This is a genomic window from Paenibacillus sp. FSL H8-0280 (assembly GCF_045040665.1).
In the GTDB taxonomy this organism is placed as follows: domain Bacteria; phylum Bacillota; class Bacilli; order Paenibacillales; family Paenibacillaceae; genus Paenibacillus; species Paenibacillus xylanexedens_A.
In genome coordinates this window covers 1185874-1211631 of record NZ_CP150296.1, presented here as the reverse complement: position 1 = coordinate 1211631, position 25758 = coordinate 1185874, and the positions used below count along the sequence as shown (strand labels likewise).

Sequence of the window (25758 nt, the reverse complement as noted above, 5' to 3'; positions counted from 1 at the left end):
TCATATCCTAATGACCTCCCCCAAGTTCATTCGGCTTCACCGATGTCTTTATTATGAAAGGGTTTACATTAAATTCGAATACAATATCTTCACCTGTTCTATCGAAATCTTCCTCAAGTTAACAAACACCTTAATTTCTTCATTCAGCATTCGTTCCGGCATTCGTTCCAGCATTGGTTCATTGTACAAAAGGAAACAGCAGCTTCTGGTTATCCATCCAGAACATATTGTCGGTGCTAACCAGCTTCGTCTCAAGTAGGACTCTCGCCTGTACCTGTTGATTATTAAGCCGCGCAACGGCTTGATTCAATCCCAGATAACCTGCACTGTATCCATTCTGAACGATGAGATGATCAAAGACCCCTTCTTGCAATTGCTCCAGTTGCTGTTGTTCACTGCCGAATCCAACAATCCTCACCTTGTCCGCAGATTTGCGTCGATTCAGTTCATCGGCTGCTCCCAGAGAAGCAGGTTCCTGAAGAGTAATGAAGCCATCCACCTCCTGCTGGTCCAGCAATTGCTTCGCAGTCTGCCAACATCCATCTCGTGTATTACATATCGATTTGGGTTCCACTTGAATATCAGGATACTGTAACAAGGCTTCCATAACTCCCTGCTCTCTCTGAATAAGACCAGAATTAAGAGGATCGGGGCCCAATAAAGCCACATGCCCTTTCCCTTCCAGAAGCTCCGCCATAGCCTGGCCGGCCTGTCTTCCCGCCTCAACATTATCCATGGAGATGACGCTGGTGATTCCTTTCACGGGAAATTCATCGTTAAGCACAATGACCGGAATGATGGCTCCATCGGAATTTGTTGTCTGTGCCTCCTGAATGATGTCACTAAGGGCCTTCTTACTTAGGGGATCAACCAATAGAGCTGAAGCCCCCTGCTTCAGAGCCGATGCGGCGGCCTCCACTTGAGCCTGCTCTCGCGCACTGCGAGACAACGTTTGGCTATTGATATTTGCCTGTTTGACCTGCATCTGACTTCCAGCAGAGTCCAGAATGGCAGGTGTGTACACATCACCATCGGAAGGGTATGCTTCCACGGTAATCAGTTCGGCTCCGTTCTCTTTGGCAGCCGCTTCGGCACCAAGCCGGATGGCTTCCGCAAGTTCCCCTGTCCCAGCTGGCGTAATTAGCGCGATACGTGGCGGTACTGCCGTAGCATTGGGACTCGATAAGCCACAGGCGCTGCATATGAGCAGACAGCAGCTTGCAGCTGTCTGGGTTACTAACCGACATTTCCGGATTCCAGGGAAGCTCGCAGCAACCTTTTTCCAAAACGTACGAATGTATGACCCTACAACTCTTTGGCTGTGGATATCGCTCCTATTCTCCTTATTGTCTGGCATCAGGCTCGCCCTCCTTCTGCTGCGATTGAATGGGAATCTGAACCCAGACCGTGGTGCCTTCTTCCAACTCACTTGCAAATTCAAGTCCGAACCCCTCCCCATAATAAAGCCGAATTCGGTCATGGACGTTGCGTACCGCTACGCCGGAGCCTGCACCGCTTTTGACCACAGGACGACCACTTAATAAACCCGACATCTGTTCTTCCGTCATGCCGACCCCATTATCTGTAATGCGAAACACCAGCTTGTTGTCCTCACGATAAACATCGACCTCAATACTTCCTTCGTCCATGTGGTACTCGATGCCATGAACAATGGCGTTTTCAATCAGGGGTTGAAGCACCAGCTTTAATGTAAGGCATTCCAGGAGCGTCTCATCTGCATGGATGGTAAAGTTGAATTTGCGCTTAAACCTCATCTGTTGGATCGTCAAATAATGCTGCGCATGCTCCAGCTCTTCCCTGATCGTGATAATCGTTTTACCTTGACTGAGACTGATGCGGAACAGGCGCGAAAGAGACGTGATCATCGTGATCACTTCCTCATTACGGCTCATGCCTACCATGCGAACCACGGAATTCAGCGTATTGTACAAAAAATGCGGATTGATCTGGGCCTGCAAGGCTTCCAGCTCCAGACGTCGCTTCTGTTCCTGTTCATGGATGATCTCATCCATCAAGGTTCGGATTTTATTGACCATCAGGTTAAAGCGACGGGATAGTCGTTCCACCTCCAGCGGCCCTTCAATAGGCAACTCCACGTTGAAATCCCCGCGCTCCACGGCCTTCATCTTGCGCTCCATTCGCCGGATTGGGCGAGTAAGACTGGAGGATAAGAACAGCGAGACCAGAATGACCAGTACCAGTACAACGACCAATACACGAATGAGATATCCGTTCACTTCCTGGCGAGTGGTCATAATCTCATCCAGATAAGCAACACCGACGATTTTCCACCCGATATTGGCAACGGACTTCACGGTATTCAGCCTTTTCTGTCCATCTGCTTCATCTTCGTAACTGCCGGAAGCCACCAAAGCCTGTTCGATATTCTCGCTTTTGAGTCCCATATACATCAATTGCTGCTGCGGATGGTACACGATATTGCCCGCACTCTCATCGATGATATACACGTATCCTCGTTGCCCCAGACTGACCCGACGGCTCAGTTCATCCATCTGTTTGAAATTGATATCGACCAGCAAAATAACCTGCCGATCCTGACCATTTTGCCGTATCGTTATGCCTTTGCTCATGGAAACGACCCATTTATATGGGCCTGTGTACATGTTCTGAATATGAGGTAACGAGAAACTCAGGTGATCCGGCACACGAAGCGCAGACTGAAACCACCCTTGCTGTGTCACATGGGCGCTGGTTTTTAATTCGGCTGTAGGTCGGTTCTTGAGCAATTTCCCCGTGGAATCAAGCAGAGTAATCGAGATGATATCTTCACGACTGCTGAGCAGTGTGTCAAGCTGTTTGTCCACCAGTTCCCCTTCCCATGTCCCGTCACGCAGCATATGTTCCTCAATGGCACGGTACAGATGCGACATACTGCGGACGTAATCCTCCAGATTATAACTAACCTGATCCACAATCTGTCTCGTCGTGAGTTCCGCACTTCGCTCGGCAGCCTGCGTGAACTTGTCATGCAGAAGCATCGCCATGATGGTCAGCACCAAGACGATGAAGACGGAAAAGGACCACGTAATAATAAACCGGATACTGCTGACTCTGGACGAACGCAGACGAGAGCGTAATTGAGGTCCCATGGACTTCACCCATCTGGACAACAACTTCATCGGATCGAACCTTCACTAGCTGTCTGTGAAGCCTGTTTACGATATTCTTTGGGCGAGACACCAATATGTTTTTTGAAACAAAAACTGAAGTAATTGGGTTCAGCAAAGCCAACCTGCTCCGCAATCTCAAACGACTTCAGCTCTGTCGAGCGAAGCAGTTCACGCGCTGCCTCCATTCGGATCTGCATCAGGTACTGCAGGAAGGTAAGTTGCACTTCTTTTTTGAAAATGCCGCAAAAATAACCGGAGCTGATATGCAAATGCCCGCACACCTTTTGAATGGACAGGTCCGGGTCGGCATAATGCACTTTGGTGAAGACTAACGCCTGCTCGACAATATCTTTGTATACATGCTGGCGACCGCTGGCAATGCGATGTTGCACGAGTAGACAGACCTCCTGTACCTTCTTCTGTGCCTCAGTAAGTCCCGGCAGTCGGAACAAATCCGCATACAACTGGAACCCTGCACCAAAGATGTCTTCCATCGCTTCTCCTGATGCCTGTGCTGCCTTCCATACTGTTGTTAATACTTCAATTAAATAGAGCTGAATATCACTTCGCCCGTGTTCCACTGTAATTTCCCGGAAAATGATCGCAAGTGCTTCCTCCAGCTCCGCTTGTGTACCTGCCTTCAAGCAACGTGTCAGCGTCTGCTGCTTCAACTCGTCGAATCGCAGCTTGCCCGCCGTCTGTCGCTCTACGTCCGCAATGTATATGATTGAATCCGTCCCGGGCACAAGCCGATAATCCAATGCCAGTAGGGCATCTTCATAGGCATGATTCACATCCGCGAGTGTATCCACCATCTGACCCGATCCTACCGTAGCCGGGATACGTAAATAGTGGTTGATGCTGCGCATCACATTTTCCAAAGCCTTCTGTTGCCGCTTCGCACCATCTGTAACGCCCGTACGATCCACATAGAGCAGAACAATCGTCTCCTGATGCATAAAGGCATGACCAGCCCCATGCTCCGCCCAAACTTCTGCCGCAATGTTAAGTGCAGCAAAGCGTTTCAGTTCAGTATCCTCAGATTGACGTAAGGAACCTCCGGGAACGAATATCTCAGATTGATCCGCTACCTCGGATGTTGTTTTGTTATGTCGCTGTGGGGGCTCGCTGAATACTCCCTCAGACTTCTCCTTCTGCACATCTCCATCCATATGCAGTGTCAATACGGACACACCATAACGTTCTCCTGTCAGATCCAATCCGCATTGTTTGGCTTTACTATGAATATATGTCGAGGATTTCTGCCGATGGAGCAAGGTCGCCATCAGATCTGCCTGTAATAAAGGCACACTGGTATGATAGTGCTCCCGCAGCTGCTGTACATCTTCACGCTCAGCCACTTCAGCAGCCATCTGGGCGCGCAATCTTGTGAGCAGTTCGGTGAGATGCCCTGCCGAGAACGGCTTCAGCAGATATTCATCCACACTTAACGAGATGGCTTGCCTTGCATAATCAAATTCATCATATCCAGTCAAAATGACCACCTTCACGAGTGGATTACGCTTCCTCAATCTTTGCGCGAGTTCCAGACCATTCATGAATGGCATGCTGATATCGGTCACCACAATATCCGGCTCCACCCGCTCCGCCATCTCCAATGCTTCCCGCCCATTCTCAGCCAAACCGACAATCCGCAGATCGAGCGCTTCCCAATCGACCTCTACAACAAGTCCTTCACGCACATCTTCTTCATCATCCACCAGCAGTACCCGGTACATGTTTGGATTCCTCCCTTTTGATGCCGGCCTTATGCCCTATCAACGAATATATATGTAGCATTGTGATCCATTTGATTTCTTTCTGTCACCGAATTGAAGCAAAATGCACAGGACCATGTTGATCTGTTCCAAGGTTGCCATCATAATATACAATATTATCAGGAATATGTAATCGCTTTCTTTGTTAGAGGTAAGGCAACCCTGTTGGGCAGTGCCTAAGTGAAATGTGAAGGATCGTATATGAATGCTAAAGGTAGGTTAAAGTAATACAAACACGGAAAATTTCGAAGTACTTCTAAATAAGAGGTGTTCTGATTGTGATTATAATTCAGACTTCATTCTTGTTCTTTACGATGATTCGTACTTAATGCTTTAAAATAAATCATTGTTGTATCTGGGTTGGTGTGTCCCATTATCTCGGCCAAACGGTGCAGTGGCGTATGCTCAGCCATGGCGTAACCAAAACGATGACGCAGGTCGTGTGAACTCAGTCCTTCCAGCCCTGCTGTTATCATTACTTTTTTAATCAGGTGGCGCAGTGCTCTCTCCGTTAAACGATCATTTGTCTTCTCTGAAGGAAAAAGATACGCACGATCGGGAGCAAGATCAGATAAGTACTGATTCAACATGACAACACACTGCATATTCAAAGGGATCTTACGTTGCACGTTGCGTTTATCGGCGCTCACTGTCAGGTGACCGCTTCGTCTACCAAGTTCGATATTATGAGGCTTGAGGTTGCATACCTCCATCGTTCGCAAACCTGTGTGAAACATAAGGGTCAGGATGGTCTGATCACGAAGTGAATTACCATACTCCACTGCCGCGAGGAATGCCTGCTCTTCTTCCAATGTCATTCGGCGTGGACTTACTTTGTCTTCCGGAATGAATTTTAATGGTTTGGAAGGGTCATGACCGAGCCTGGATTCCAAGACTGCCCATTTGAAAAAACGCTTCAGCGTAATCAATCTCCGGTTAATGGTGGCTGGTTTCAATAACATAACTTTGTGAGCATCTTCACGATAACTGACTAAAGTGGATGTATCTACGTCTTCGATTCGCGGTGAAAACTCTTCGCTGAGCATCGTGCTTTCCTTGTACCATTCGATAAAGTGCTTCAGATCACTTGCATATTCCTTCACGGTTTTGGGATGCAATTCTCCCTCATTAGCAAGCATATGTATGAATTCCTCTACTGTCGGTTCCCGCTGCACCGAAACCCCTGATGACTGATTCATTAGAAAATACCTCCAAATCTTGACTTATATTAGCGGACATGGTATTATCATATTAATCGATACATTAGCGGACATCAAGTTCGTGGTTTAAATGCACCAGGTGAGTGTCAATTTTAAATTATACTCGTCATAATGATCGGCTAAAAACTTATTTTTTGGAGGAATCACATGCAAACAGGTACAGTGAAATGGTTCAACGCGGATAAAGGATTCGGCTTTATCGAAACTGAAGAAGGAACAGACGTATTCGTTCATTTCAGTGCAATTCAAGGTGAAGGTTACAAATCTTTGGACGAAGGTCAACGCGTTCAATTTGAAGTAACTCAAGGTAACCGTGGACCACAAGCTGAGAACGTTACTAAACTTTAATTATATGAAAGCTGCCTTATTAATAAGGCAGCTTTTTATTTACTCATATGTGTCACAGCAAAGTTTCCACATCCCAAGAATGAAAGCGAGGTATTCCCCATGGATAAAGAACAATTGATCACAGAAGTAGCCAAGGCTGGCGGTTTCTCCAAGAAGAATGCTGAAAAAGCTGTAACCGTTGTACTGGATTCGATTCTCGAAGCTCTCAAAGAAGGTAAAGAAGTTCAAGTGGTTGGATTTGGGAAATTCGAAGTACAGAAGCGTGAGGCAAGAACAGGAAAAAGTCGGAGAACAGGCAAGGAAATTCAACTACCTGCAGGTAAAGTTCCTGTATTCACAGCAGGCTTAAGCATGAAAGAAGCTTTAAATTAAACCACGTAACAAACGTAACAACCCATTGAAAAGAGGTTTTTATTCAAACACACAATGATAATATGGATTTAAATGTCGTGTTTACTACCGTTGATGATATCATTAACTTTTACTCAGGCAAACAGACAAACTCGGATCATGCAGAAGCTCATACTCATTTAAAACCCCCATCAGTACAGTCTGATTGCAACCTACGACCACCCACCCGCTAAATTAACATTTCATCTTGGACAACAAGAGGCCCTGATCCGCTCAAAACGGTCCAGGGCCTGATTTGCTTGGAAGCCGGCTCTGTCAGGAACCAGCTTTTTTTGTCTTTTATGCACAATGCACAACCATCCTATTTGCTGTTCAGAAGTTCGCGCAAGATCTGTAGATCATATGTAGAAACAAGACGTTCCAAATGCGTATCCAGCCATTCCTCGTCCTGATCCCACCACTTCAATTCCAGTAGCAGTGCAATCGTCTCTTCATTAAAACGCTTTTTAACAGTCTTGGCTGGATTACCACCAACAATCGTATAGGGTTCAATGTCCTTAACAACGGTTGAATTGGAGGCAACGATTGCCCCGTCTCCAATCGTGATACCAGGCATGATCGTTACATTTTGTCCAAGCCATACATCGTTCCCCAGTACCGTGTCACCCTTATATGGAAGTTGTTCCAGTGTAGGTGTCACACGCTCCCATCCTCCACCAAAAATGTTGAACGGATACGTCGTCATGCCCTCCATCCGATGATTCGCGCCATTCATAATGAATGTCACACCTTCCGCAATTGCACAGAAATTGCCGATGACCAGGCGATCACCAATAAAGTCATAATGATGCTGTATCCGGTCATAGAACTGCTCTGGCGGATTTGTATTATCGCTATAATACGTATAATCACCGATGTCCACGTTGGAACGCGGCGGCAGGTTTTGAATGTAACATACCGTACGGATATTCTCATTCGGGAAAAGTTTTGTTTTATCAGGGGCCATATAAAGTCCCTCCTTTTCCCTATTGTAACAGATATCAAATCTTAAACGGACTAAGTGAGGTCTGCAACTCTGTGGACACATCAGACAAAATAGCCGCAGATGCCTTGATCTGCTCTACCGACTTGAGCTGTTCATGGACAGAACCCGCTGCCTGTTGTGAATTGGTACTAGCCGTCTGCGCATGGCGAGCGATCTCATGCACAGAAGCCACAATCTGCTCCACGCCTGCGGACATCTCTTCACTTGTCGCAGCCATGTCCTCAATCTCTGTAGCCATACGCATGTTTGTATCCCGGATCAGGCTGAAGTTTTGCTCCGTTTCCCGGGTCAATCGCAGTCCTTTCTGTACTTCGTCCTTCACTCTCGACATGGCCGATAGCGATTGCTGCATATCTTGTTCCATGGCTTCGACCAGTTCTTCAATACGATCTGAAGAGTGTCCGGCTTGTTCAGCCAGTTTACGAACCTCGGTAGATACGACGGCAAATCCTCTGCCCTGCTCCCCTGCTCTTGCTGCTTCAATGGATGCATTGAGGGCAAGCAGATTCGTTTGATTTGCAATCTCATGAATGGCGGAAACCATCTGGCTAATCTGTGCCGACTTCCCTTCCAGCATACGAATGACTTCATCTGTTGTGGTAACGGAAGATTCAATGGTAGACATCTGCTGAACGGTAAGTTGCACCGCTTCACCTCCGGTTTCTGCCTGTTTGCGTGAATACAAAGCAGAGTCCGAGATGCTGGAGGCCTTGTCCGCCATACGTTGTACGGCTATCGCCACTTCTTCCATGGCCTGCAGATTTTCTTCCGTACTAATTGTCTGACTCTCGGCTCCTTGTGCGACTTGTTCAACGGAGGATGCAATCTGCGCCGATTCTTTGGACGTTTGGTCTGCAATCTTCAGTAGCAGCCCGGTCGAATGCTCTGCTTTCTCCGCAGCTTGAAGTCCGCCTTGAATGATGACCTGGAGATTACTTCTCATCTCATTGTATCCCGTGCCCAGCATACCAATCTCGTCTTGGACGTTGTCCACAACTGGCTGTGTGAAATCGCCCGTCCCCGCACGTTTAATCGCTACGGATACCCGTTCGATTCTTACTCTCACCCTGCGAACGTACAGCAGGATCAGGGTAATTGCGACCAACATCGCAAGCAGGAATACGATCAGGAATGTCTTGAGGAATGAAGAGATAATCACATCAATTAACGATTGAGAAGCGCCAACATAGAAAATTCCGATAATCTCTCCGGATGCGTTCTTGATTGGTTCATAGGCCGTCTGATATTTCTGGCCTACAACCACGGCTTCACCGAAGTATTTTTCCCCTTGCTGCAAAACGGTCTGGGCGACCTCGTCCGATACCTTCGTGCCGACAGCGCGCTCCCCGTCCACCATAACATTCGTAGCAACACGTTCGTCACCTCGGAAGATCGTCACCGTGTCCCCGGATGCTTCTCCAATCTCATCCACCAGTTCAAAGTTGCCATCCAGCGCGGTATCTCCCTTGAATAATTGTCCGTCCTTAATGGCCCAATCTCCTGGATGCTTATATGTAATGATATGATTCGCCATCTCCAAATCACGCTTCGCTTTCTCTGTAGCAAATGTCGTAATCCCCTGTCTCATCTCCATGATTACACTTACCGCCACGGCTGAGGAGAAGACGATAAATATACTGATAACGATCAAACTAATTTTGGTACCGATGCTCATGCTTCGCATGTGTGTGAGCCACCCTTTTCCCTATGTAATTGTGGGGATATTCAAGCCAATTTCGATTCTGTTTCGAATATCACTATAGTCTTATCGGTAGGAGTGTTCACAATATTTATAATGTTTCAGTGACTTTTATCACAAAAATAGCCTGCTGAAATCTAATCTTTTACGTATTCTCCGTAAATGTGTAAGAATACCCTGAGGAATGGAACTTAGTAGAGTGGAAAAATGCAGAAAAACGCTCAAAGTTCAGATAACAATATGTACTAGAATATTAATGCAATCAAATAAAGAGTCACATCTTCTCCTGTTGTACGGAAGAAAATGTGACTCATTTTTAAGATCAAAGACTACAACAATATTCTTTACAATAATGATTCATTATTTGGATGTAAGGCTTACTTGTGCAGCGGTTTGATCCCAGTCCACGGTAAGTCCCAGTCCTTCTGAGATGAAGCGTACAGGCACGAGTGTGCGACTGTTTTGAATGATCGCTGGTGCATCGATTTCGAGTGTCTCTCCATTTACGGTTACGGCGCTGCTCCCGATCTTGAGTACAAGGGTCTGATCATTCAGAACAGCTGTTACCGTCTTCGCCGTTTTGTCCCAAGTCACTTCTGCACCCATTGCTTCGAGGATTGCGTTCACAGGCACCATCACTCGGCCACTTTGCTGCAGCGGGTCCTGATCCGGGAATGTGATCGATTTACCATCGAGTGTTACGGTAATGGTTTTGTCAGTTGTTCCGGATGAGGTGTTCGAACCTGTCTCTTCCGAAGTCTCAGGCAAAGGCGTTACTTCACGTCCAAGTTGCTCTTGCAGATTCGCAAGACGGTTCAGTGCAAATGTCGTCAGTGACCCGGCTGCCATGGAGCCCATACCTCCGCCCCCACCGCCAAAGTTACCACCAGGGCGTGTCTGAGTATTTCCTGTATTCGTTGTTGGATCTGTTACACCATTTCCAGTTGCAGCACCCGGCTGAGTTGGAGATGTTGTTCCATCTGGAGGTGTCATTCCTTCGAAACCTTCCGGCGGCGTCATACCTTCCATGCCTTCAGGTCGTGTCATTCCCTCAAATCCTTCTGGTGGTGTACCGCCCATACCACCTGCCGCGTCTGCATTTGCAGAATAAGCGATGTTGGATTCAAACTGTTCTGTCGTATAAAACTTCGTTGGATCTGCTTCCACATAAGGACGAATCTCATCGGCAAGGCCAGTAATACGATCCTGAATGCCTTCCATATAGTCTGTCAGTTCATTGACGTAGCTTAAATATTTTTCCTTATACTCCGGCACAGCAAGCAGGTTATTAATCATCGGTACATTTTCCATGTTAATGCCCAGTACGGGCTCGTCCACAGATACGTTTGTTGCGTTGGTGTTGGTCGTGGTTGATCCGGTTGTTGTGCCACGTCCACCTCCACCCGAGTACCCGTTGAAGGACATGTTAAAGTCCCAAGGAACAACGGTGAACTTGCCAGCGGCATCACTGTAGAGCATGTAGTTGTGTCCTTTGTCGCCGTTATAACTGTCATAGTTGCCAAAAACCATGTTGCCTGCAATATATTGAAGCGCTGAATCTACGTCCAGTACACTTTCAATATCGCCTTTTTCACCTTCTGGCATCTCGTTCAACGTTTGGATGAAGGTTTTGAGTTTGGCTTTATCCTTATCTGTACCCAAGTCTTTGGTGATTGTACTGTAGTCACTGCCCTCTTCATATTGAAGATAACTCTTCTCATCCGTATCATAGAGCACGCCTTCTTCGTAATCCTCACCGTAGTTGCGCTCCAGATAGCTATCATCTACTGCTTCAACGCCAGTATAGAAACCCACCAGCTCGCCGTTAACATACAAATTAACATAGTTCGTCATTGGTACATCCATGCCAATGCTGCGCAGTGCTTCATAGTGAAGAACTTCACGCATGTACGACGGATCGGCGTAGTTATTGTTTAGTACCATTTTATCCAGTCCAAGCAGGGTTTGTGTTTTGTCGTATTTATCAAACTTCAGTCTGAAGCTGTAACGGTCCGAATCTTCCATTGAGGCTACAGCTTTCAGGGTCAGATTGCCCTTGGTGGAGAAACCGACGTTGTCCAGCTTGTTGCCATCCACTTCCACACTAACATTCTTATAATCCTTATCGAGCGGACTTTCGAGCATGCTCTTCCAGTCTGCATCATCAATCGTTACATTCACATCAATGACGTTATCCGTCTGGAACAACGATTCATAAGCTTGCGTCACGCCTGCACTCGTGGTTGTCGCTGTACTTTCTGCAGCATATGCTGCATTCGGACTTCCGATCAGCCCAAAAGATGACGTTACCATGGTCACGGATAATGCCGTTACTGCAGCTTTTCGTAATAAAATATTCAAATAATGAATCCTCCTTCTTGGTTTCTGTTAAGCAACTGTGGCTTATGTAAACATGTTAGGAGATGAACCTTTAATGAATCTTAAACGCGATAAACCACAAAAATAAATAGTATGTATCACTATGAAATTTTCATGGATATACAAGAAACATAATGAAAAAAAGCGCAATTATAACCTTGGAACCGGTTCATAAGTCCTATTTTGTTGCAAATATCTAACATTAATATGCCTATATAACGATATATCTGAAGAGTAGAACTTACCTGGAGTTCATATACGTGAATAGCAAAACTCATTACGAAAAGCTTTTAGAAACAAAAGAGAATTTGATCAGATAGGTTATTTAGGGACGATTTCACAGTTTTTAAGTCAACAATTACATAGCGTGTACAACCCCCAGGATAAGTCCTTCGTCACAATCGTAGAAGGAGTGAACCATCTTGTTTAATAAGCTTCGCTGGAGTACCATGCCTTTCTTCATCAAAAATTTGGTGATTTCATTCGGCAGCATCATGTTGATCGGTGTAATCCTGATTACTGCCGCGTATCAATTGCAAAAAAATATCTTGGTTGAACAGTTGCACGACCAGGCTACCGTCATCACCCAGAAATGGTACGATGATCTCGACACTGCCAAGGTGGCAGAAGCGGCTAAGGAAAAAAGCTACTCCGGTCCTGTACAGCTGGAAATGAAAGCTTATCTCGATTCCATCCATGAATTCTATCCAAACATCGCGCAAGCGTACATTTTTGGTTCGGAACTTGAGCAAGGAAACGGAACGTCCATCATCGCGATTCCAACGAACCTGTTGGAACCATTCGAGGAAGGTAACCTGCCCGCAGGTGCCATGTACCCGTTGCCTCAGAATAACGTCGTAGTGCTGGAACAGATGAAAAAGGACGGAAAGCCTGCCTTCAGTGATTTCTACACGGATGAGTACGGAACCTGGACCACTCTGATCTATCCGATTAATAACGCAGATGGCTCCATGTACGCTGCTCTTTACTTCGATGTAGATGCAAGTGCCGTTCCAAAAGGTCTGAACAAACTGCTTACGTACGGTTTGATGTTCCTGGTCGGTTTCCTGATCCTGTTCATGGTGTTGCAATTTATTTTGCTGAAAAGAACGTTGCTTCCGATCCGCAATCTGATGAAAGGTATCGAAGAAGTCAGCACGGGTAATCTGGACGTAACCATCGATACCGGGCGAGATGATCTGGGTATCATCAACGAGAAGTTTAATGCGATGATCCATCGCTTCAATACAACCATCTATAAAGTACAGAATGCTTCACATCACCTCTCGGAATCTTCCAAACAACTACTGGGCATTTCCGAGAAAAATAATGTGAACATTCAATCCATCAGCACCAATATTCGAGAAATATCTACTGGACTGGTATCACAAGACAAAGCCACTGTGGAGAACGCACGCGCCATGACAGAGATGTCAACGGTAGTGCAGACGATCGCCAGCAGCTCAGCCGATGTGGCAGATGAAGCACTCAGCATGGAGCAGCGCTCCAGCACAGGTAATGTGGTGATGCAACAAGTCATTGAGCAGATGCGCCTGATCTCGGGTGCGGTGCAAAATACGTCAAACTCGATTCAGTCTTTGGAGAATAACTCGAACCAGATTAGCAACATTGTTAACGTGATTACGGAGATTGCTGGACAAACCAACTTGCTTGCACTTAACGCTTCAATCGAGGCAGCCCGCGCGGGTGAAGAAGGAAGAGGTTTTGCCGTGGTTGCAGGCGAGGTGCGTAACCTGGCAGAACAATCGCAGGAATCAGCGAAGCAAATTCGACAGTTAATTGAAGAAATTCAGCGGGATATCATGCAGTCTTCCGAGGCGATGCAGTTGGGTTCCAAGGAAGTCACCAAAGGCTTGGAAGTTACCCAAGAGACTGGCGTATTTTTCGAAAATATTCTGACTGCTACGAATAAAGTTGCAAACCAGATTCAGGATATCTCCAGTTCTACTGAAGAAATCTCGGCAAGCACACAGGAAATGTCTGCCACGGCCGATGAACTGTCTGCCAATGTCAGTAAGGCAGCAAGCAGCAGTAAACAAATTGAGCAGTCAATTGATGAGCAGGAAGCCTCCATGGCAGCCATTGTGAGTGCCTCCGATGAGCTCTCGGTTGTATCCGAGCAACTGCAAGAACTGATCTCATTCTTTAAAGTACGCGCAGAATAGAATTAATAGGATACAGATAACAAGAATACGACACAGTAAAAAACCAAGGCTCATGAGTGACTACACTCAAAACCTTGGTTTTTTGTTGTTACCAGGGTAGGTGGGTAGGTTCTAGTTCTATACTTCCCGGTATCATTTAACAGACAGTATTTCTTCTGCATTTATAATGATCTTTTTCTTCTCATTGTAGCCGGATTGTTCGGATCGAAAACCAGCATTTAGTACAACATTGCCCTCACCATTCGATAGTTGTTGAACCTGTTCTGGTGTGAGAGTTATTTCAACTTCTTCCGAATACCAGTTATCTTTCGTTAATTTAGTTGCCAATTCTTCACTGGTGCCCGACCTAGGCGGGAGAATCGTCTTTTCATCCATTTCAAGATCGATATCAAAAAGCTGTTTCGAATGGAAAATCTCGTGGTTGGCATCTTGTCCTCTATACCTTATTCCCGGTTGAAAAATGAAGTCTTGATCACCAGATTGTTGGACGATTAATCGGAATTCATAATCACCCAATAGTCTGGTTGCCGTCATCGTCTGTCCCTCTCTTTGAATCCGGTCTGCTGTATCGTTGCTATCCAATGAGGCGTCGGAACAACCCATTAGGACAAGACACATCATCAGGAGGTAGGAGAAATATTTCAAGGTAGACCTCCTCTCATTCTTATTTAGAATTTGTCTCTTAGATTTTGGACGCAGGGCAAGAGTTGAAAGTTTCATTCTCTATAAATTCAATTTATTTTTATTTATGGAAATAATGATATATTTTAAAACTTTACTATGATATAGTTACTCTACATTTAGCAAATAAAACCAGAAAAGAGGATATCATGAAAAAGACATTTTTGCTTAGTTTAGCTATGTTCCTACTACTTCTCCCTTTTTCCTCAACAACATTTGCTTTTCAAGAAAGACTTACCGTTTCTGACACCATGCACACTGCAGGGCGGTTAGTCTCAAACAACAATACATATATAATGGGACTAAATGGCTTTGGAGTTCTTGAGTTAAGAAATGTGCGCAATAAAACTCTGTTATGGAATACCAACGTCAAAGATCTAAGAATAAACATGCTAATAATAGATCAGTATAACGGAAGACTGAAATTGACGGACTATAGCAATACTCCCTACTGGACATCCGACAATCAGGCGTGGGCCAATGCGTGGTATGGCCCGGGAAATGTACCTGAAAATCTTGTGGGCGACTTGCTAATCATGCAAAATGATGGAAATCTAGTTTTGTATAATACAAAGAATATAGCTAAAGGATGGTATCCTGTCTGGGCTACTAACACAGGTGGAGGAATACACGATTAATCCATCCTATTTGATATTTGAGCCGTGAACATTAAAGATAACAAGATATCTAACATATCTGCTATGTCCACAAAGGCATGTGTGATGACCAATAATATGGTTATCACACATGCCTTTTATTTTCAACAATTTATTTTGAGAAATAATCCCCTGCCCTCTTGATCCGCTGTCCGTCCCCCATCCATACCATGACAAAGATCACATCCACCTTCCCTGTTCAAGTGCTACAGTTATCAACGACCAACTGACCGTAATAGTAAATCGGTCAATAAAGGATTTACCTTACTATTATCCTTTCAATCTACAAGGAGGTGTATATGCGATGAAAACGATAGATCGAAGGCAACAGGTGATGGACTCTGCCGAGAAATCATTTGCCTTGTTTGGCTATAAGGCCACAACGATGGAGCAGGTTGCGAGACTTGCCAATGTGGGCAAGGGAACGATCTATACTTTTTTCGAAAATAAAGAAGAACTGTTCAGCGAGATTCTGCGCTCGATCATTGCGGATATGAGACAGATTACAGAGCAGACGGTGAAGGAAGAAAACTCCTTTCTGGATAACGTGCATATGAGTATGGATTCTTTGTTGGAGTACCGGGAGGAACATGAGCTGTTGATCAAGCTCTTTCAGGAGGTTAACGATTTCGGTACACCGCAGGCCAAGGAAGGTTTGCAAAAAGTGGAGACAGCCATTCTCGAATACCTGGAGCGTCAGGTGAGCCGTGCCATGGAGTTAGAGCAGATTCGCAGAGATGATCCCAAGCTGGTTTCTTTTGTCCTGCTGAAGTTGTATGTCACCTTAACCTCGGATTGGAACAAAGCGCATCCTACGTTGCACAAGGATCAGATCAAGGATTTTGTGGGCCTCTTTCTGAAGAATGGCTTATCCCCCACATAGAGAAAGGCATGCCACTAGATTCAACACATAATAGAGATAGAACAAACGGATTAGCGTAAGGATAGGGAGAGAACATGATGAAATCATTCCACGTATTTGGGCAGGATCTGAAGTCCGCCTTCAAGAAACCAAAAGTATTTATTCCAATTCTCGTTGTACTGTTCATTCCGGTGCTGTATAGTGGCCTGTTCCTGAACGCATTCTGGGACCCCTATGGCAAAATGAATGAGTTACCTGTCGCCGTAGTCAACACGGATCAGGGCGCAGTCTACAATGACAAATCACTGGAGGTCGGTCAGAATCTGGTCGATGAATTGAAAAAAAGTGATGATTTCGACTGGCAATTCGTGACTCGTGAACAAGCAGAACAAGGTATGCAAGCCAACACGTATTATATGACGATTTTGATTCCGGAGGACTTTTCCGCTAAAGCAACAACCCTGATGGATGAGCATCCCGAGCCGGCCGACCTGATCTACAAACCCAATGAAGGGTACAACTTCCTCGCGGGTCAGATTGGCGGCACAGCGGTCAAACAGATTCGCTCCAAAGTCGCTGCCAAAGTCACAGAATCGTATACCGAAACGTTATTGGATCAGGTCGAAAAAATCTCTGGCGGTTTGGCAGATGCCGGGGATGGCGCAGGTCAGATTCATGATGGTGTGATCACGCTGGATGAGGGTGCTGCTACATTAAAGGAGAACCTGTCTAAACTGGCGGATGGCACCGACAAACTCCGAACGGGCGTAGTTTCGTTAAAAGAAGGTACGTCCACTCTCGCCCAAGGCACAGGTGATCTTCATACTGGCGCAAGCGCCCTGTCCAGTGGGCTGTCCCAATTGGCAGCAGCAGGCACGAAGCTAAGTGATGGAGCAACCCAGGCTAAAACAGGCGGCAAACAGCTACAGGCTGGCCTTCAATCCGCTCAGGAAGGCGCAGCCAAGCTGGATGCAGGACTGGCGGCTTCCGAGGAAGGCAGTGCAAAACTGACTGCTGGGCTGCAAAGTTCTGTTGAGGGCAGTGGAAAAGTTAGCGAGGGTGCTAAGGCCGTTGCACAAGGTCTTGCTCAATTGGCCGAAGCGAGTCCCGAGCTTGCCGCAAGTCCTGCTGTGCAGCAACTCCTGGCAGCCAGTCAGGTGGTAGCCGTTGGCAGCGAGCAGATCTATCAAGGCGGACAGCAGTTGGTCGCAGGCAGCCAAAACCTGTATGCTGCACAGCAACAACTGCATCAAGGCAGCAGCCAGTTGGTGCAGGGCGAACAACAACTGGTACAAGGTGCTACGCAGTTGTCCACCGGACAAGAAAAGCTTGCAACGGGGCTGAAACAGTTCAATTCCAAATTATCCGAAGCAGCCGCTGGCGGAGCCAAACTTGTGGATGGTTCAGGTCAATTGAATGCTGGTGCAGGTAAATTGGTTGCGGGTGTAAGCCAGCTTACAGACGGAATCTCAACCCTTGCAGATGGCTCACATAAGCTCGATGACGGCGCCGGTCAGTTAAAAGAAGGTACGCTTAAGCTAACGGACGGCTCTGGCGAACTTGCCACCAAGCTGAATGAAGCGGCTGAGCAGACGGGGAGTGTGAAGAAGACCGATGAGCTGGTAACCATGTATGCAGAGCCTGTTCAGGTCGATGAGCATAAATATAATGAGGTACCTAACTATGGTACAGGATTCTCGCCATACTTCCTGTCACTCGGGCTGTTTGTCGGGGCATTGATTGCGACATTGGTTGTGCCAACACGCGGCAGCACGGTTAGCGATGCAAGTGGCTGGAATCGTTTTGTGAGTAAAACGCTAGCTTTCACACTCATGAGTGCAGTGCAGTCCCTGCTTGCTTCATGGCTGGTCTTATACGGCTTGGGTCTGGATGTTCAGAGCGTTCCGTTGTTCCTCTTGTTCAGCTTTGTTACCAGTCTAAGCTTCATGTACATCATTCAGGCACTGGTGACTTGGCTGGAGAATCCGGGTCGTTTCCTTGCAATTCTGATGCTGATCTTCCAGCTCACCACCAGCGCTGGCACCTTCCCGCTCGAACTGATTCCCAATTGGCTGAAAGTATTCAACCCATGGCTGCCTATGACCTATTCGGTAACAGGTTATAAAGCAGTTATCTCAAGTGGACAGTTCGGTGTGGCTTGGGATCAGATTGGTATTCTGTGCATATTCGCCGTGATTGGGCTTGGAGGATCCTTAACGTATTTCATGAGGCATCGCACCATGGAGAACGCAACCGTCAGCAGTGAAGCCGCACTTCACCTGTAAAAAGTAAAATAAAAAGCAAAGGCATGTACCTAAGCCCCACCCTCTTCTAGATAACAAGAGGTGTGAGCTAAGGTACGCCTTCGCTTTTTTTAGTTTTAGCTACAATCTAAGTTTGCTAACTTCATATTTCTAGTATGTAGAGTAAATTTCAGAACTTGAGATAGCGAAACTAAACAGTAGTACGAGCAAAATAAGTAATACATACATCGCTGTACCGATGATTCCACAAACAAGTCCAGCAATGGCTAATCCTCTGCCTTGCTCCATGCGAACTCTGATCTCTTTGAAGGCTAAAGATGCAAATATAATCGCGACGATGCCGATTACAATACCCACGTAAGGAATCGTGACGGACAGAATCCCCAAAACTAGTGATACAATCGACTTACTATTGGTCTTTGGTACTACATAAGGCGGTGGTGGCAATGTGTCATTATAATAACGATCCACATCATTTTCGCGATGTTCCAAGGTAAATCCTCCCTGTTATTTAAGTATGTTCATTATAATCGATTAATAGGAAAAGCAATGCCCATATTATGTTAATTACAATTTACTTTTAGATTTATTTTATCCCCATCATCCCGGTCACATATCTAGATCTATAAGCCTATAGATTGTACTTCAAGGATTTGAATTTAAGAACCATTTATCCGTGTGATGATATAAATCAAGAATACCTCTAACATATAGATATTATTATAGTTGTAATACTTTTCTGAATATCTTTGGGGGATCACTACGATGAAAATCGATAAAGTCATAAATATACTTATGATTTTGATGCTTGTACTTATTGCTTTTTATCAAAATAATGTAGCTGTTTTATGTTTTAGCATCGTTTTGTTTGGAATCATGAGTTATACAACATTTAGAATTCGAACCCATTGGAATGTAGCAACTTATATTTTGTTGACCCTTGTACTGATTTTCTGGAACATATACCTTTGGACATAAGCTATTATTTTCAAAAAAAAGAACGCAATCCCTTATTACTCATAGGATTGCGTTCTATCGACATTTCTTAGATTTGAAGTTTCTTCTATCCTTCCACTTCCACCCGCTGCAAAAACGTCCGGGTACGTGCGAGCCTCGGATTGCCGAAGATCTGTTCTGGCGGCCCCGCCTCTGCGATCTCCCCGTTATCCATGAAGAATACACGATCTGCAACGTCACGGGCGAAGCCCATCTCATGCGTAACAATCATCATCGTCATGTTTTCCTGTGCCAGCTGTTTGATTACGCGTAGCACTTCCCCGGTCAGCTCCGGATCGAGTGCCGACGTCGGCTCATCGAACAGGAGAATGTCCGGCTGCATCATCAGTGCGCGAGCGATGGCAACACGCTGTTTCTGTCCACCGGACAGATTGGCTGGATAGACATCAGCCTTGTCCGACAGCCCTACTTTGCCGAGTAATTCCAGGCTACGGTATCGAATGACGTTTGAGCTTTCTTTTTTCAAAGTCTTCGGTGCAAGTTCCAGATTATCTTGTACAGTCAGGTGCGGGAACAAGTTGAAATGCTGGAACACCATACCCATACGATCCGTCATCTTGCGAATATCTGCGGCACCCGCGTAACGGCCATTATCAACCAACGTCTGATCCTGAATGCGAATCGTTCCACCCGAAATATCCTCCAGATGAATCAGGCTGCGCAGCATCGTACTTTTCCCCGAACCCGAAGGCCCGATGACGGCAATTACTTCGCCTGGTTCCACGTTGAAAGATACCTGTTTCAGCACATCAAGTGTGCCGAATGATTTTCTCAATTGATTTACTTCTATTATATGTGTCATGTGCAGACAGTCCTTTGATTGATCAGATTTAATTTATTCAAATGAAAACCGCTTCTCCAGTGCCTTGAACAGCACCGTGAGTACGAGTGTCATGAGCAGATACATAACCGCTGCCACGAAGAAAGGGATCAGCTGCAAGTCGCGATTTACCGCCGCTTGTGCATAATACAACAGCTCTGGTACAGCAACAGCATAGAGCAGTGCCGTATCCTTGATGAGCGTAATGGACTCATTGGCCGTTGCGGGCAATACTACACGAATCATCTGAGGGATGATAACTTTGGTCATTGTCTGCCACTTCGTTAATCCCAGAACTTTCGCCGCTTCATGTTGCCCTTTATCAATGGAAAGCAGTCCGCCCCTGAAGATTTCCGCAAAGTAAGCCGCATAGTTCAGGATGAACGCAATCCCTGCCGCAACAAAACGATCAAACACCAGATACTCTCCAATCACCGGAAGCAATGGTAAACCGAAGCAGAAGAATAGAATTTGGAGCAGTAGCGGTGTTCCTCGCATCACATATACATACGTATGGGCAATCCATGCCAGTGGTTTAATTTGGCTTCTCATCGCAAGCGTGACCGCAAATCCAAGCGGTACGGATAACACGATCGCCAGCAAGAACATGAAAATGGTGGTCTGCGCACCCTCTAACATCGGTTTTAAAATGGTCGATAGATAATCCCAACTCATTGTTTTGTCTCCTCTAATCTGTTAACCCCGCATTCCTCTGGGGCATAAATCGCTCCAGCATGGAATACGGGGTCTGTTTTGTTTCTAACTATATATCAGGTGTATAACCTGCCTATTTCAGAACCTTATCTTCACCCAACCATTGAGTGGAGATTTTAGCCGCTGTTCCGTCTGCATTCAACTCATCCAGCGCTTTTTGCAGCTGATTCAGAAGCTCTTCATTGCCTTTTTTGATACCAATGCCATATTGTTCCGGTGCAAGAGATTCATCCATCAGTTTGAATGTTCCCTCTTCTTTGGACATGTAGTATCTCGCTACCACTTCATCAATGATGACCGCATCCAGACGTTTTGTCTTCAGATCCGTCAGTGCAAGCACGTTATCCTTAAATTCAGAAGCTTTGACTTTATCCTTCAGCGGACTTGCTGCCAATGCATCTGCCGCGGAGGACAGCGCCTGCAATCCCACATTTTTACCATCAAGTTCATCCAGCTTTGTGATTGGCGAGTCTGCCAAGGTAATAGCTACCTGACTGTTTTCCAGATACGGCTTCGTGAAGAGTACTTTCTCTTTACGCTCATCCGTAATGGTGTACCCGTTCCAGATCATGTCGATACGGCCACTGTTCAGCTCTGACTCTTTGGAAGACCAGTCGATTGGCTGGAATGTGATTTCTTTACCCATTTTCTCCGCTGCAGCTCTTGCGTAATCAATATCAAAACCAACAATTTCATTCTGCTCGTCGCGGAAGCCCATTGGAGCAAACTTGTCATCAATTCCTACAACAATCGTGTTATCGTCTTTGCTTGCGGAACTGGAACAACCCGCCACAATCAATACACATATACTAATGAATAATAGTAGAATCGCTTTTTTTCTCATCTCTCGAACCCCTCCATGTCTATAACCAAAACCCAAACGCTTTAGTTCGTTACCACGTTATCAGAGATTTATAATAACATAGCATGGGAGAAGAGTCGAGTCTCTTGCCTATTTCCTTCTATTTCTTACAGTTTAATTGTCAACAATCTGTGAAAAAGCCTCTTTCACTGGTGCCGGTTCCACCAGCTTCTCACATATTGAAAATCCCAATTTAGTTCCTGTAGCTCCTTCAACTCCGTACCCACTCATTGATTAGCAACATTCCTCTCTTGCTTCTCGTCTGGAATATATTAGGGAGGTGGGTAAAATAAAATTCTTCAATACTATGAAAACATTTACTTCGCTGGTACTCTTTACAACTTCACTGATATTATCCGGCTGTAATCCTACTCCAAGTAATAGTACAAAGGAAATCAAAATGGGATCAAAACAGATTCAGCAACCGGAGCCCCACTTACCTCAGAAACTGCCTACGCCAACTATTCAGAGCGAAAGCGGCATCTCTATTCCTGCTATACAGGGCAGTTATTGCTGGGGAGGCACCTGCGCTGATTACGCTAGCCTAAATTTTGAAGGCAACAGTCCAGTCCAAGTTCTTGTCGGTGAGGATTTGTCCATAGACATGGGTATAGATATCCTCCCTGATGAGATAAGTATTTCTGAATATGTGGACAACCGCAATCAATCCATTACTTCTACGGATGGGACCTTCCAACTTCCCAAGGAACCAGGGACACATTATTACGGAGCATTTGTCCGCTGGTCTTCACCTCAAGATTCACAGATCAGCCTGGGAGATACTTCTTTTACGTTTGTGGTTCGTGTCGTTGAGTAAAAATAGAACCAAACAAGGGCCCCTCCAATACTGGAGAGGGCCCCGTTTACTCTTTATATTTCTTATTCGTTTTTCTTAATTTTCATATTCCGTTTATATTTCGTTGTTGTACATCCTGCCTCCAACTATTGCCGCACTTTCTCGCGATCTTTCCCTTTATCCGATTCCCCCGCGTTTTTGTTGGCAGCATCGCGATCCTGCTGCATCTCTTCAACGGTTTTCACTTTGAGTCTTGCCGCTCCTTCATATTCCTTTGTTGGAATCAGGTCGCCAGCAGCAAGTCTCTCTTCTGCGGCAGCAATCGCATCTTCGTACTGCGGCAACCACTGGGCCTGTGCAACCAGCATCTCGTCGACCATCTGCCAGATCTCTTTTGGATTACATACGGCACCCACGAGCGGGTCCATCATGAACGCCTGACGAAGTAATTTATCATCTCCGTTGACCGCTGCTTCAACCGCAAGACGTTGCACGGAAATACTCACATTACATACCGCAGCCGGGCCAAGGGGCAGATCGCCTACATGTGGCATAGAGATGCCGTTGCGATCCACATATCCCGGTGCCTCAATAATCGCATCGTCCGGAAGGTTCGAGATTACTCCATTATTAACGGTATTGAAATGTCCACGATAGACACGTCCCGTCTCCAGCCCTTCAATAATGTACGAACCGTGCTCCTCGCCCCGTTTTTCCGGAATGAATTGCATCGGTTCATCCTTCATCCAGTTAGGAAAATCAGTTTCAAACCAGTTGCGCCCCTCGGTACATACCCGCAGATACCCACCTGTCTCTCCGTTAATCCAATTGCCCAGATCGATCCATTCGTTAATCTCTTCAGGACGTTTGCGGTACCACGGCACATATTCACTCAGATGACCATTTGATTCCGTGCTGTAATACCCGAAGCGGCGCAGCATATCGATCCGCACTTTCTCAGTGCGGCTGTACTCGGGATGTTTCTCGAAGGCTTCGAGCAGATCACCTGTAAGGTCTTTACCTTCATGAGATGCCTGGATATACCAGGTCTGATGGTTGATGCCGGCACAGACAATATCCACTTCACTCTTTTTCAAGCCAAAAGCTTCCGCAATCTGATGATGACCATGCTGTACGCCATGACACAGTCCGATCGTCCGCACACCGCCATACTTATTGCAGGCCCATGTGAGCATCGCCATCGGATTGGAATAGTTCAAGAGCAGCACGTCAGGTGCGCTATGTTCACGAATATCTTTACAGATATCCAACATCTCAGTGATTCCGCGTTGTCCATACATAATGCCACCTGCACACAACGTGTCGCCGACACATTGGTCTACCCCATATTTCAGTGGAATATCCACATCGGTTGCAAATGCTTCCAGTCCCCCTACACGAATCGTACACAGTACATACTTCGCACCTTTCAACGCTTCTTTCCGATCCGTTGTCGGCTGAATCTGAATATTCAATCCATTCTCACGGATATCCCGCTGACACAGCTCAGTCACCATGTCCAGATTGTGCTGGCTAATGTCGCAGAACGCAATCTCGATGTTGTTAAACTCCGGTACCGTGAGCAAATCCCTTAACAATCCCCGTGTAAATCCGATACTTCCTGCCCCGATAAACGCCACTTTAAACGACATGCCTATGTCCTCCCCTAAATCCGAATCTTTCGCTTCGGTTAATGACTCTCTTCATGAAATCATTGTACCAACCACAAATAGGGAAGCGTTATCAAAATCATGACCTGTTCAAGATCTTGTTGTCAAAAATCCTAACTTTTATGCGTTAGATCCAATAATCCATTTGTATTCAAAATAACTGCAATCGGCTCATTCATCCGGCGGGTACTGACTGACATGTCGTTCCATAGAGGAGCGAAATTCAACCGGTGTACGACCTGTATATTTTTTGAACAACATATGAAAATACTGACGACTGCCTACCCCGACATAGTCGGAAATCTCTGAAATCGGGATATTGGTCTGCTGAAGCAGCATCTTGGCCTTCTCCATTCGAAGCATCGTCAGGTAGTCGGTAGGTGTGCGCTGCGTGTGCTGACGAAAAATGCGATGTAAATAGCCTGGATGCAGATTGACGGCTGCCGCGATATCCTTCATCTGAATGTTGCGATCCATATTGTGATGCATGAATTCAATGGTTCGTTTGACATACAACTCCGCCTGATCTGTCGCACTACGACTCATTTCTCCGCGCAGACGCGCAATACGAACCAGCAACTGGATGAACAATGTACGCACCAGCATGCCCTGTTCCGGGGACGTTAGATTCCGGGCTTCGCGGTGATGCAACCTTTCCTCTGGCGGAATGATCTTCATCGGCACGGTTGATCTTCCTTGATCCAGCAGACCGCGTTGATCGAGTTCCAACACCAGACTTTTCATAATGTGGTACACCTCTTCCGGATCAGGCAATACCAGATATGGCGAAGCATTAGTGAGTAAAGCTTGGACTTCTTCCTCTTCCAGCGCAAGCTGGCGGATGGATAGCTGTCCGGGAGACGAGGTGGAGAAACCAAACTCCACATTGAGCATCCGGCAAGGGACACCATCTTCCACCAGCAAACGGTGCGGGACACCTGCGTCGAGCATAATGAACTGCCCTTTTTTCAAAACGGCCTGCTCCGAACTCCCATCCGGCATCTGCACATCCACCCGGCACATTCCCGAAATAATATACATGATCTCTGTGGAATCATGATGGTGATAAGACATACGATAGTTGTCCCACTGTTTGTAATAGTACGCGTAGAAACGCGGCCCGCAGTCCTCAGTTCGCAATGCATCCTGATACAGGCTTCCTGTCCAGTGCTTCGTGATGCTCATATCCATACCTCCATTCCTGCAACGATCGATCCTCACTTTTCTCCATTGTAACAATTCTGTCGGGTGGATATAA

Annotated in this window: 21 protein-coding genes; 7 read left to right on the top strand and 14 right to left on the bottom strand. The window is 46.1% G+C overall.

Annotated elements, in window-relative coordinates; genetic code table 11:
- Positions 1-178: 178 nt before the first annotated feature.
- The 4 genes from MHI12_RS05370 to MHI12_RS05355 form a co-directional block, all read right to left on the bottom strand.
- Positions 179-1357 (bottom strand): substrate-binding domain-containing protein, encoded by a 1179-nt coding sequence (locus MHI12_RS05370; RefSeq protein ID WP_405171774.1) that lies wholly within the window; start codon positions 1355-1357, stop codon positions 179-181.
- Positions 1344-3161 (bottom strand): sensor histidine kinase, encoded by a 1818-nt coding sequence (locus tag MHI12_RS05365; protein WP_405171773.1) that lies wholly within the window; start codon positions 3159-3161, stop codon positions 1344-1346. The genes MHI12_RS05370 and MHI12_RS05365 overlap by 14 nt, the downstream gene beginning before the upstream one ends.
- Positions 3158-4891 carry a response regulator gene (locus tag MHI12_RS05360; RefSeq protein WP_405171772.1) on the bottom strand — a complete coding sequence of 578 codons (1734 nt, stop codon included), beginning with the start codon at positions 4889-4891 and terminating at the stop codon, positions 3158-3160. The genes MHI12_RS05365 and MHI12_RS05360 overlap by 4 nt, the downstream gene beginning before the upstream one ends.
- A 335-nt stretch (positions 4892-5226) precedes the next feature.
- Entirely contained in the window at positions 5227-6129 is a 903-nt protein-coding gene (locus MHI12_RS05355; RefSeq protein ID WP_405171771.1) for a tyrosine-type recombinase/integrase, read from the bottom strand.
- A 168-nt stretch (positions 6130-6297) separates the two neighbouring features.
- Between MHI12_RS05355 and MHI12_RS05350 the strand changes: the two genes are divergently transcribed.
- On the top strand, positions 6298-6498 hold the full coding sequence (locus tag MHI12_RS05350) for a cold-shock protein (protein ID WP_017690333.1): 201 nt from the start codon (positions 6298-6300) through the stop codon (positions 6496-6498).
- Positions 6499-6597: 99 nt separating this feature from the next.
- Positions 6598-6870 (top strand): HU family DNA-binding protein, encoded by a 273-nt coding sequence (locus MHI12_RS05345; protein ID WP_074093765.1) that lies wholly within the window; start codon positions 6598-6600, stop codon positions 6868-6870.
- Between the two features lie 340 nt (positions 6871-7210).
- On the opposite strand, the gene MHI12_RS05340 is transcribed toward MHI12_RS05345, so the two are convergent.
- From MHI12_RS05340 to MHI12_RS05330, 3 genes are all read right to left on the bottom strand, one after another.
- Positions 7211-7855 carry a Vat family streptogramin A O-acetyltransferase gene (locus MHI12_RS05340; protein ID WP_341006327.1) on the bottom strand — a complete coding sequence of 215 codons (645 nt, stop codon included), beginning with the start codon at positions 7853-7855 and terminating at the stop codon, positions 7211-7213.
- A 34-nt stretch (positions 7856-7889) separates the two neighbouring features.
- Positions 7890-9578 (bottom strand): methyl-accepting chemotaxis protein, encoded by a 1689-nt coding sequence (locus MHI12_RS05335; RefSeq protein ID WP_405171770.1) that lies wholly within the window; start codon positions 9576-9578, stop codon positions 7890-7892.
- Positions 9579-9953: 375 nt separating this feature from the next.
- Complete coding sequence (locus MHI12_RS05330) at positions 9954-11954, bottom strand: CotH kinase family protein (RefSeq protein WP_405171769.1); 2001 nt, start codon at positions 11952-11954, stop codon at positions 9954-9956.
- Between the two features lie 467 nt (positions 11955-12421).
- On the opposite strand from MHI12_RS05330, the gene MHI12_RS05325 reads away from it, so the two are divergent.
- Positions 12422-14158, top strand: a complete 1737-nt coding sequence (locus MHI12_RS05325) for a methyl-accepting chemotaxis protein (protein WP_405172937.1) — start codon at positions 12422-12424, stop codon at positions 14156-14158.
- Between the two features lie 132 nt (positions 14159-14290).
- Here the strand turns inward: MHI12_RS05325 and MHI12_RS05320 are convergent, their stop codons facing one another.
- Positions 14291-14803 carry a hypothetical protein gene (locus tag MHI12_RS05320; protein ID WP_405171768.1) on the bottom strand — a complete coding sequence of 171 codons (513 nt, stop codon included), beginning with the start codon at positions 14801-14803 and terminating at the stop codon, positions 14291-14293.
- Between the two features lie 185 nt (positions 14804-14988).
- Between MHI12_RS05320 and MHI12_RS05315 the strand changes: the two genes are divergently transcribed.
- The 3 genes from MHI12_RS05315 to MHI12_RS05305 all read left to right on the top strand — a co-directional run bounded on the left by MHI12_RS05315 (position 14989) and on the right by MHI12_RS05305 (position 18642).
- The gene (locus MHI12_RS05315) at positions 14989-15477 is read left to right on the top strand and encodes a hypothetical protein (RefSeq protein ID WP_405171767.1); all 489 of its coding nucleotides are present in this window, start codon (positions 14989-14991) and stop codon (positions 15475-15477) included.
- A gap of 322 nt (positions 15478-15799) precedes the next feature.
- On the top strand, positions 15800-16378 hold the full coding sequence (locus MHI12_RS05310; protein WP_264934565.1) for a TetR/AcrR family transcriptional regulator: 579 nt from the start codon (positions 15800-15802) through the stop codon (positions 16376-16378).
- 77 nt (positions 16379-16455) lie between these two features.
- A complete protein-coding gene (locus tag MHI12_RS05305) occupies positions 16456-18642 on the top strand; it encodes a YhgE/Pip family protein (RefSeq protein ID WP_405172936.1) in 2187 nt (728 codons plus the stop codon).
- A gap of 129 nt (positions 18643-18771) precedes the next feature.
- Here MHI12_RS05305 and MHI12_RS05300 read toward each other — a convergent pair whose 3' ends face one another.
- The 4 genes from MHI12_RS05300 to MHI12_RS05285 all read right to left on the bottom strand — a co-directional run bounded on the left by MHI12_RS05300 (position 18772) and on the right by MHI12_RS05285 (position 22016).
- The gene (locus tag MHI12_RS05300) at positions 18772-19113 is read right to left on the bottom strand and encodes a DUF4190 domain-containing protein (RefSeq protein ID WP_341006321.1); all 342 of its coding nucleotides are present in this window, start codon (positions 19111-19113) and stop codon (positions 18772-18774) included.
- A 571-nt stretch (positions 19114-19684) separates the two neighbouring features.
- A complete protein-coding gene (locus tag MHI12_RS05295) occupies positions 19685-20440 on the bottom strand; it encodes an amino acid ABC transporter ATP-binding protein (protein WP_405171766.1) in 756 nt (251 codons plus the stop codon).
- 33 nt (positions 20441-20473) lie between these two features.
- Positions 20474-21133, bottom strand: a complete 660-nt coding sequence (locus MHI12_RS05290; RefSeq protein WP_105600918.1) for an amino acid ABC transporter permease — start codon at positions 21131-21133, stop codon at positions 20474-20476.
- Between the two features lie 112 nt (positions 21134-21245).
- Positions 21246-22016 carry an amino acid ABC transporter substrate-binding protein gene (locus tag MHI12_RS05285; RefSeq protein ID WP_036606344.1) on the bottom strand — a complete coding sequence of 257 codons (771 nt, stop codon included), beginning with the start codon at positions 22014-22016 and terminating at the stop codon, positions 21246-21248.
- A 418-nt stretch (positions 22017-22434) separates the two neighbouring features.
- Here MHI12_RS05285 and MHI12_RS05280 point away from each other — a divergent pair, with 418 nt between their 5' ends.
- Positions 22435-22851 (top strand): hypothetical protein, encoded by a 417-nt coding sequence (locus tag MHI12_RS05280; RefSeq protein ID WP_405171765.1) that lies wholly within the window; start codon positions 22435-22437, stop codon positions 22849-22851.
- 125 nt (positions 22852-22976) lie between these two features.
- Here the strand turns inward: MHI12_RS05280 and MHI12_RS05275 are convergent, their stop codons facing one another.
- Complete coding sequence (locus MHI12_RS05275; protein ID WP_405171764.1) at positions 22977-24482, bottom strand: alpha-glucosidase/alpha-galactosidase; 1506 nt, start codon at positions 24480-24482, stop codon at positions 22977-22979.
- 189 nt (positions 24483-24671) lie between these two features.
- Positions 24672-25685, bottom strand: a complete 1014-nt coding sequence (locus MHI12_RS05270) for an AraC family transcriptional regulator (protein WP_405171763.1) — start codon at positions 25683-25685, stop codon at positions 24672-24674.
- Positions 25686-25758 lie beyond the last annotated feature (73 nt).

Bases quoted from the DNA above. Each gene is read 5' to 3' on its own strand.
- MHI12_RS05370 (WP_405171774.1), bottom strand. From the start codon at position 1,357: ATGCCAGACAATAAGGAGAATAGGAGCGATATCCACAGCCAAAGAGTT.
- MHI12_RS05365 (WP_405171773.1), bottom strand. From the start codon at position 3,161: ATGAAGTTGTTGTCCAGATGGGTGAAGTCCATGGGACCTCAATTACGC.
- MHI12_RS05360 (WP_405171772.1), bottom strand. From the start codon at position 4,891: ATGTACCGGGTACTGCTGGTGGATGATGAAGAAGATGTGCGTGAAGGA.
- MHI12_RS05355 (WP_405171771.1), bottom strand. From the start codon at position 6,129: ATGAATCAGTCATCAGGGGTTTCGGTGCAGCGGGAACCGACAGTAGAG.
- MHI12_RS05350 (WP_017690333.1), top strand. From the start codon at position 6,298: ATGCAAACAGGTACAGTGAAATGGTTCAACGCGGATAAAGGATTCGGC.
- MHI12_RS05345 (WP_074093765.1), top strand. From the start codon at position 6,598: ATGGATAAAGAACAATTGATCACAGAAGTAGCCAAGGCTGGCGGTTTC.
- MHI12_RS05340 (WP_341006327.1), bottom strand. From the start codon at position 7,855: ATGGCCCCTGATAAAACAAAACTTTTCCCGAATGAGAATATCCGTACG.
- MHI12_RS05335 (WP_405171770.1), bottom strand. From the start codon at position 9,578: ATGCGAAGCATGAGCATCGGTACCAAAATTAGTTTGATCGTTATCAGT.
- MHI12_RS05325 (WP_405172937.1), top strand. From the start codon at position 12,422: ATGCCTTTCTTCATCAAAAATTTGGTGATTTCATTCGGCAGCATCATG.
- MHI12_RS05315 (WP_405171767.1), top strand. From the start codon at position 14,989: ATGAAAAAGACATTTTTGCTTAGTTTAGCTATGTTCCTACTACTTCTC.
- MHI12_RS05310 (WP_264934565.1), top strand. From the start codon at position 15,800: ATGAAAACGATAGATCGAAGGCAACAGGTGATGGACTCTGCCGAGAAA.
- MHI12_RS05305 (WP_405172936.1), top strand. From the start codon at position 16,456: ATGAAATCATTCCACGTATTTGGGCAGGATCTGAAGTCCGCCTTCAAG.
- MHI12_RS05295 (WP_405171766.1), bottom strand. From the start codon at position 20,440: ATGACACATATAATAGAAGTAAATCAATTGAGAAAATCATTCGGCACA.
- MHI12_RS05290 (WP_105600918.1), bottom strand. From the start codon at position 21,133: ATGAGTTGGGATTATCTATCGACCATTTTAAAACCGATGTTAGAGGGT.
- MHI12_RS05285 (WP_036606344.1), bottom strand. From the start codon at position 22,016: ATGAGAAAAAAAGCGATTCTACTATTATTCATTAGTATATGTGTATTG.
- MHI12_RS05280 (WP_405171765.1), top strand. From the start codon at position 22,435: ATGGGATCAAAACAGATTCAGCAACCGGAGCCCCACTTACCTCAGAAA.
- MHI12_RS05275 (WP_405171764.1), bottom strand. From the start codon at position 24,482: ATGTCGTTTAAAGTGGCGTTTATCGGGGCAGGAAGTATCGGATTTACA.
- MHI12_RS05270 (WP_405171763.1), bottom strand. From the start codon at position 25,685: ATGAGCATCACGAAGCACTGGACAGGAAGCCTGTATCAGGATGCATTG.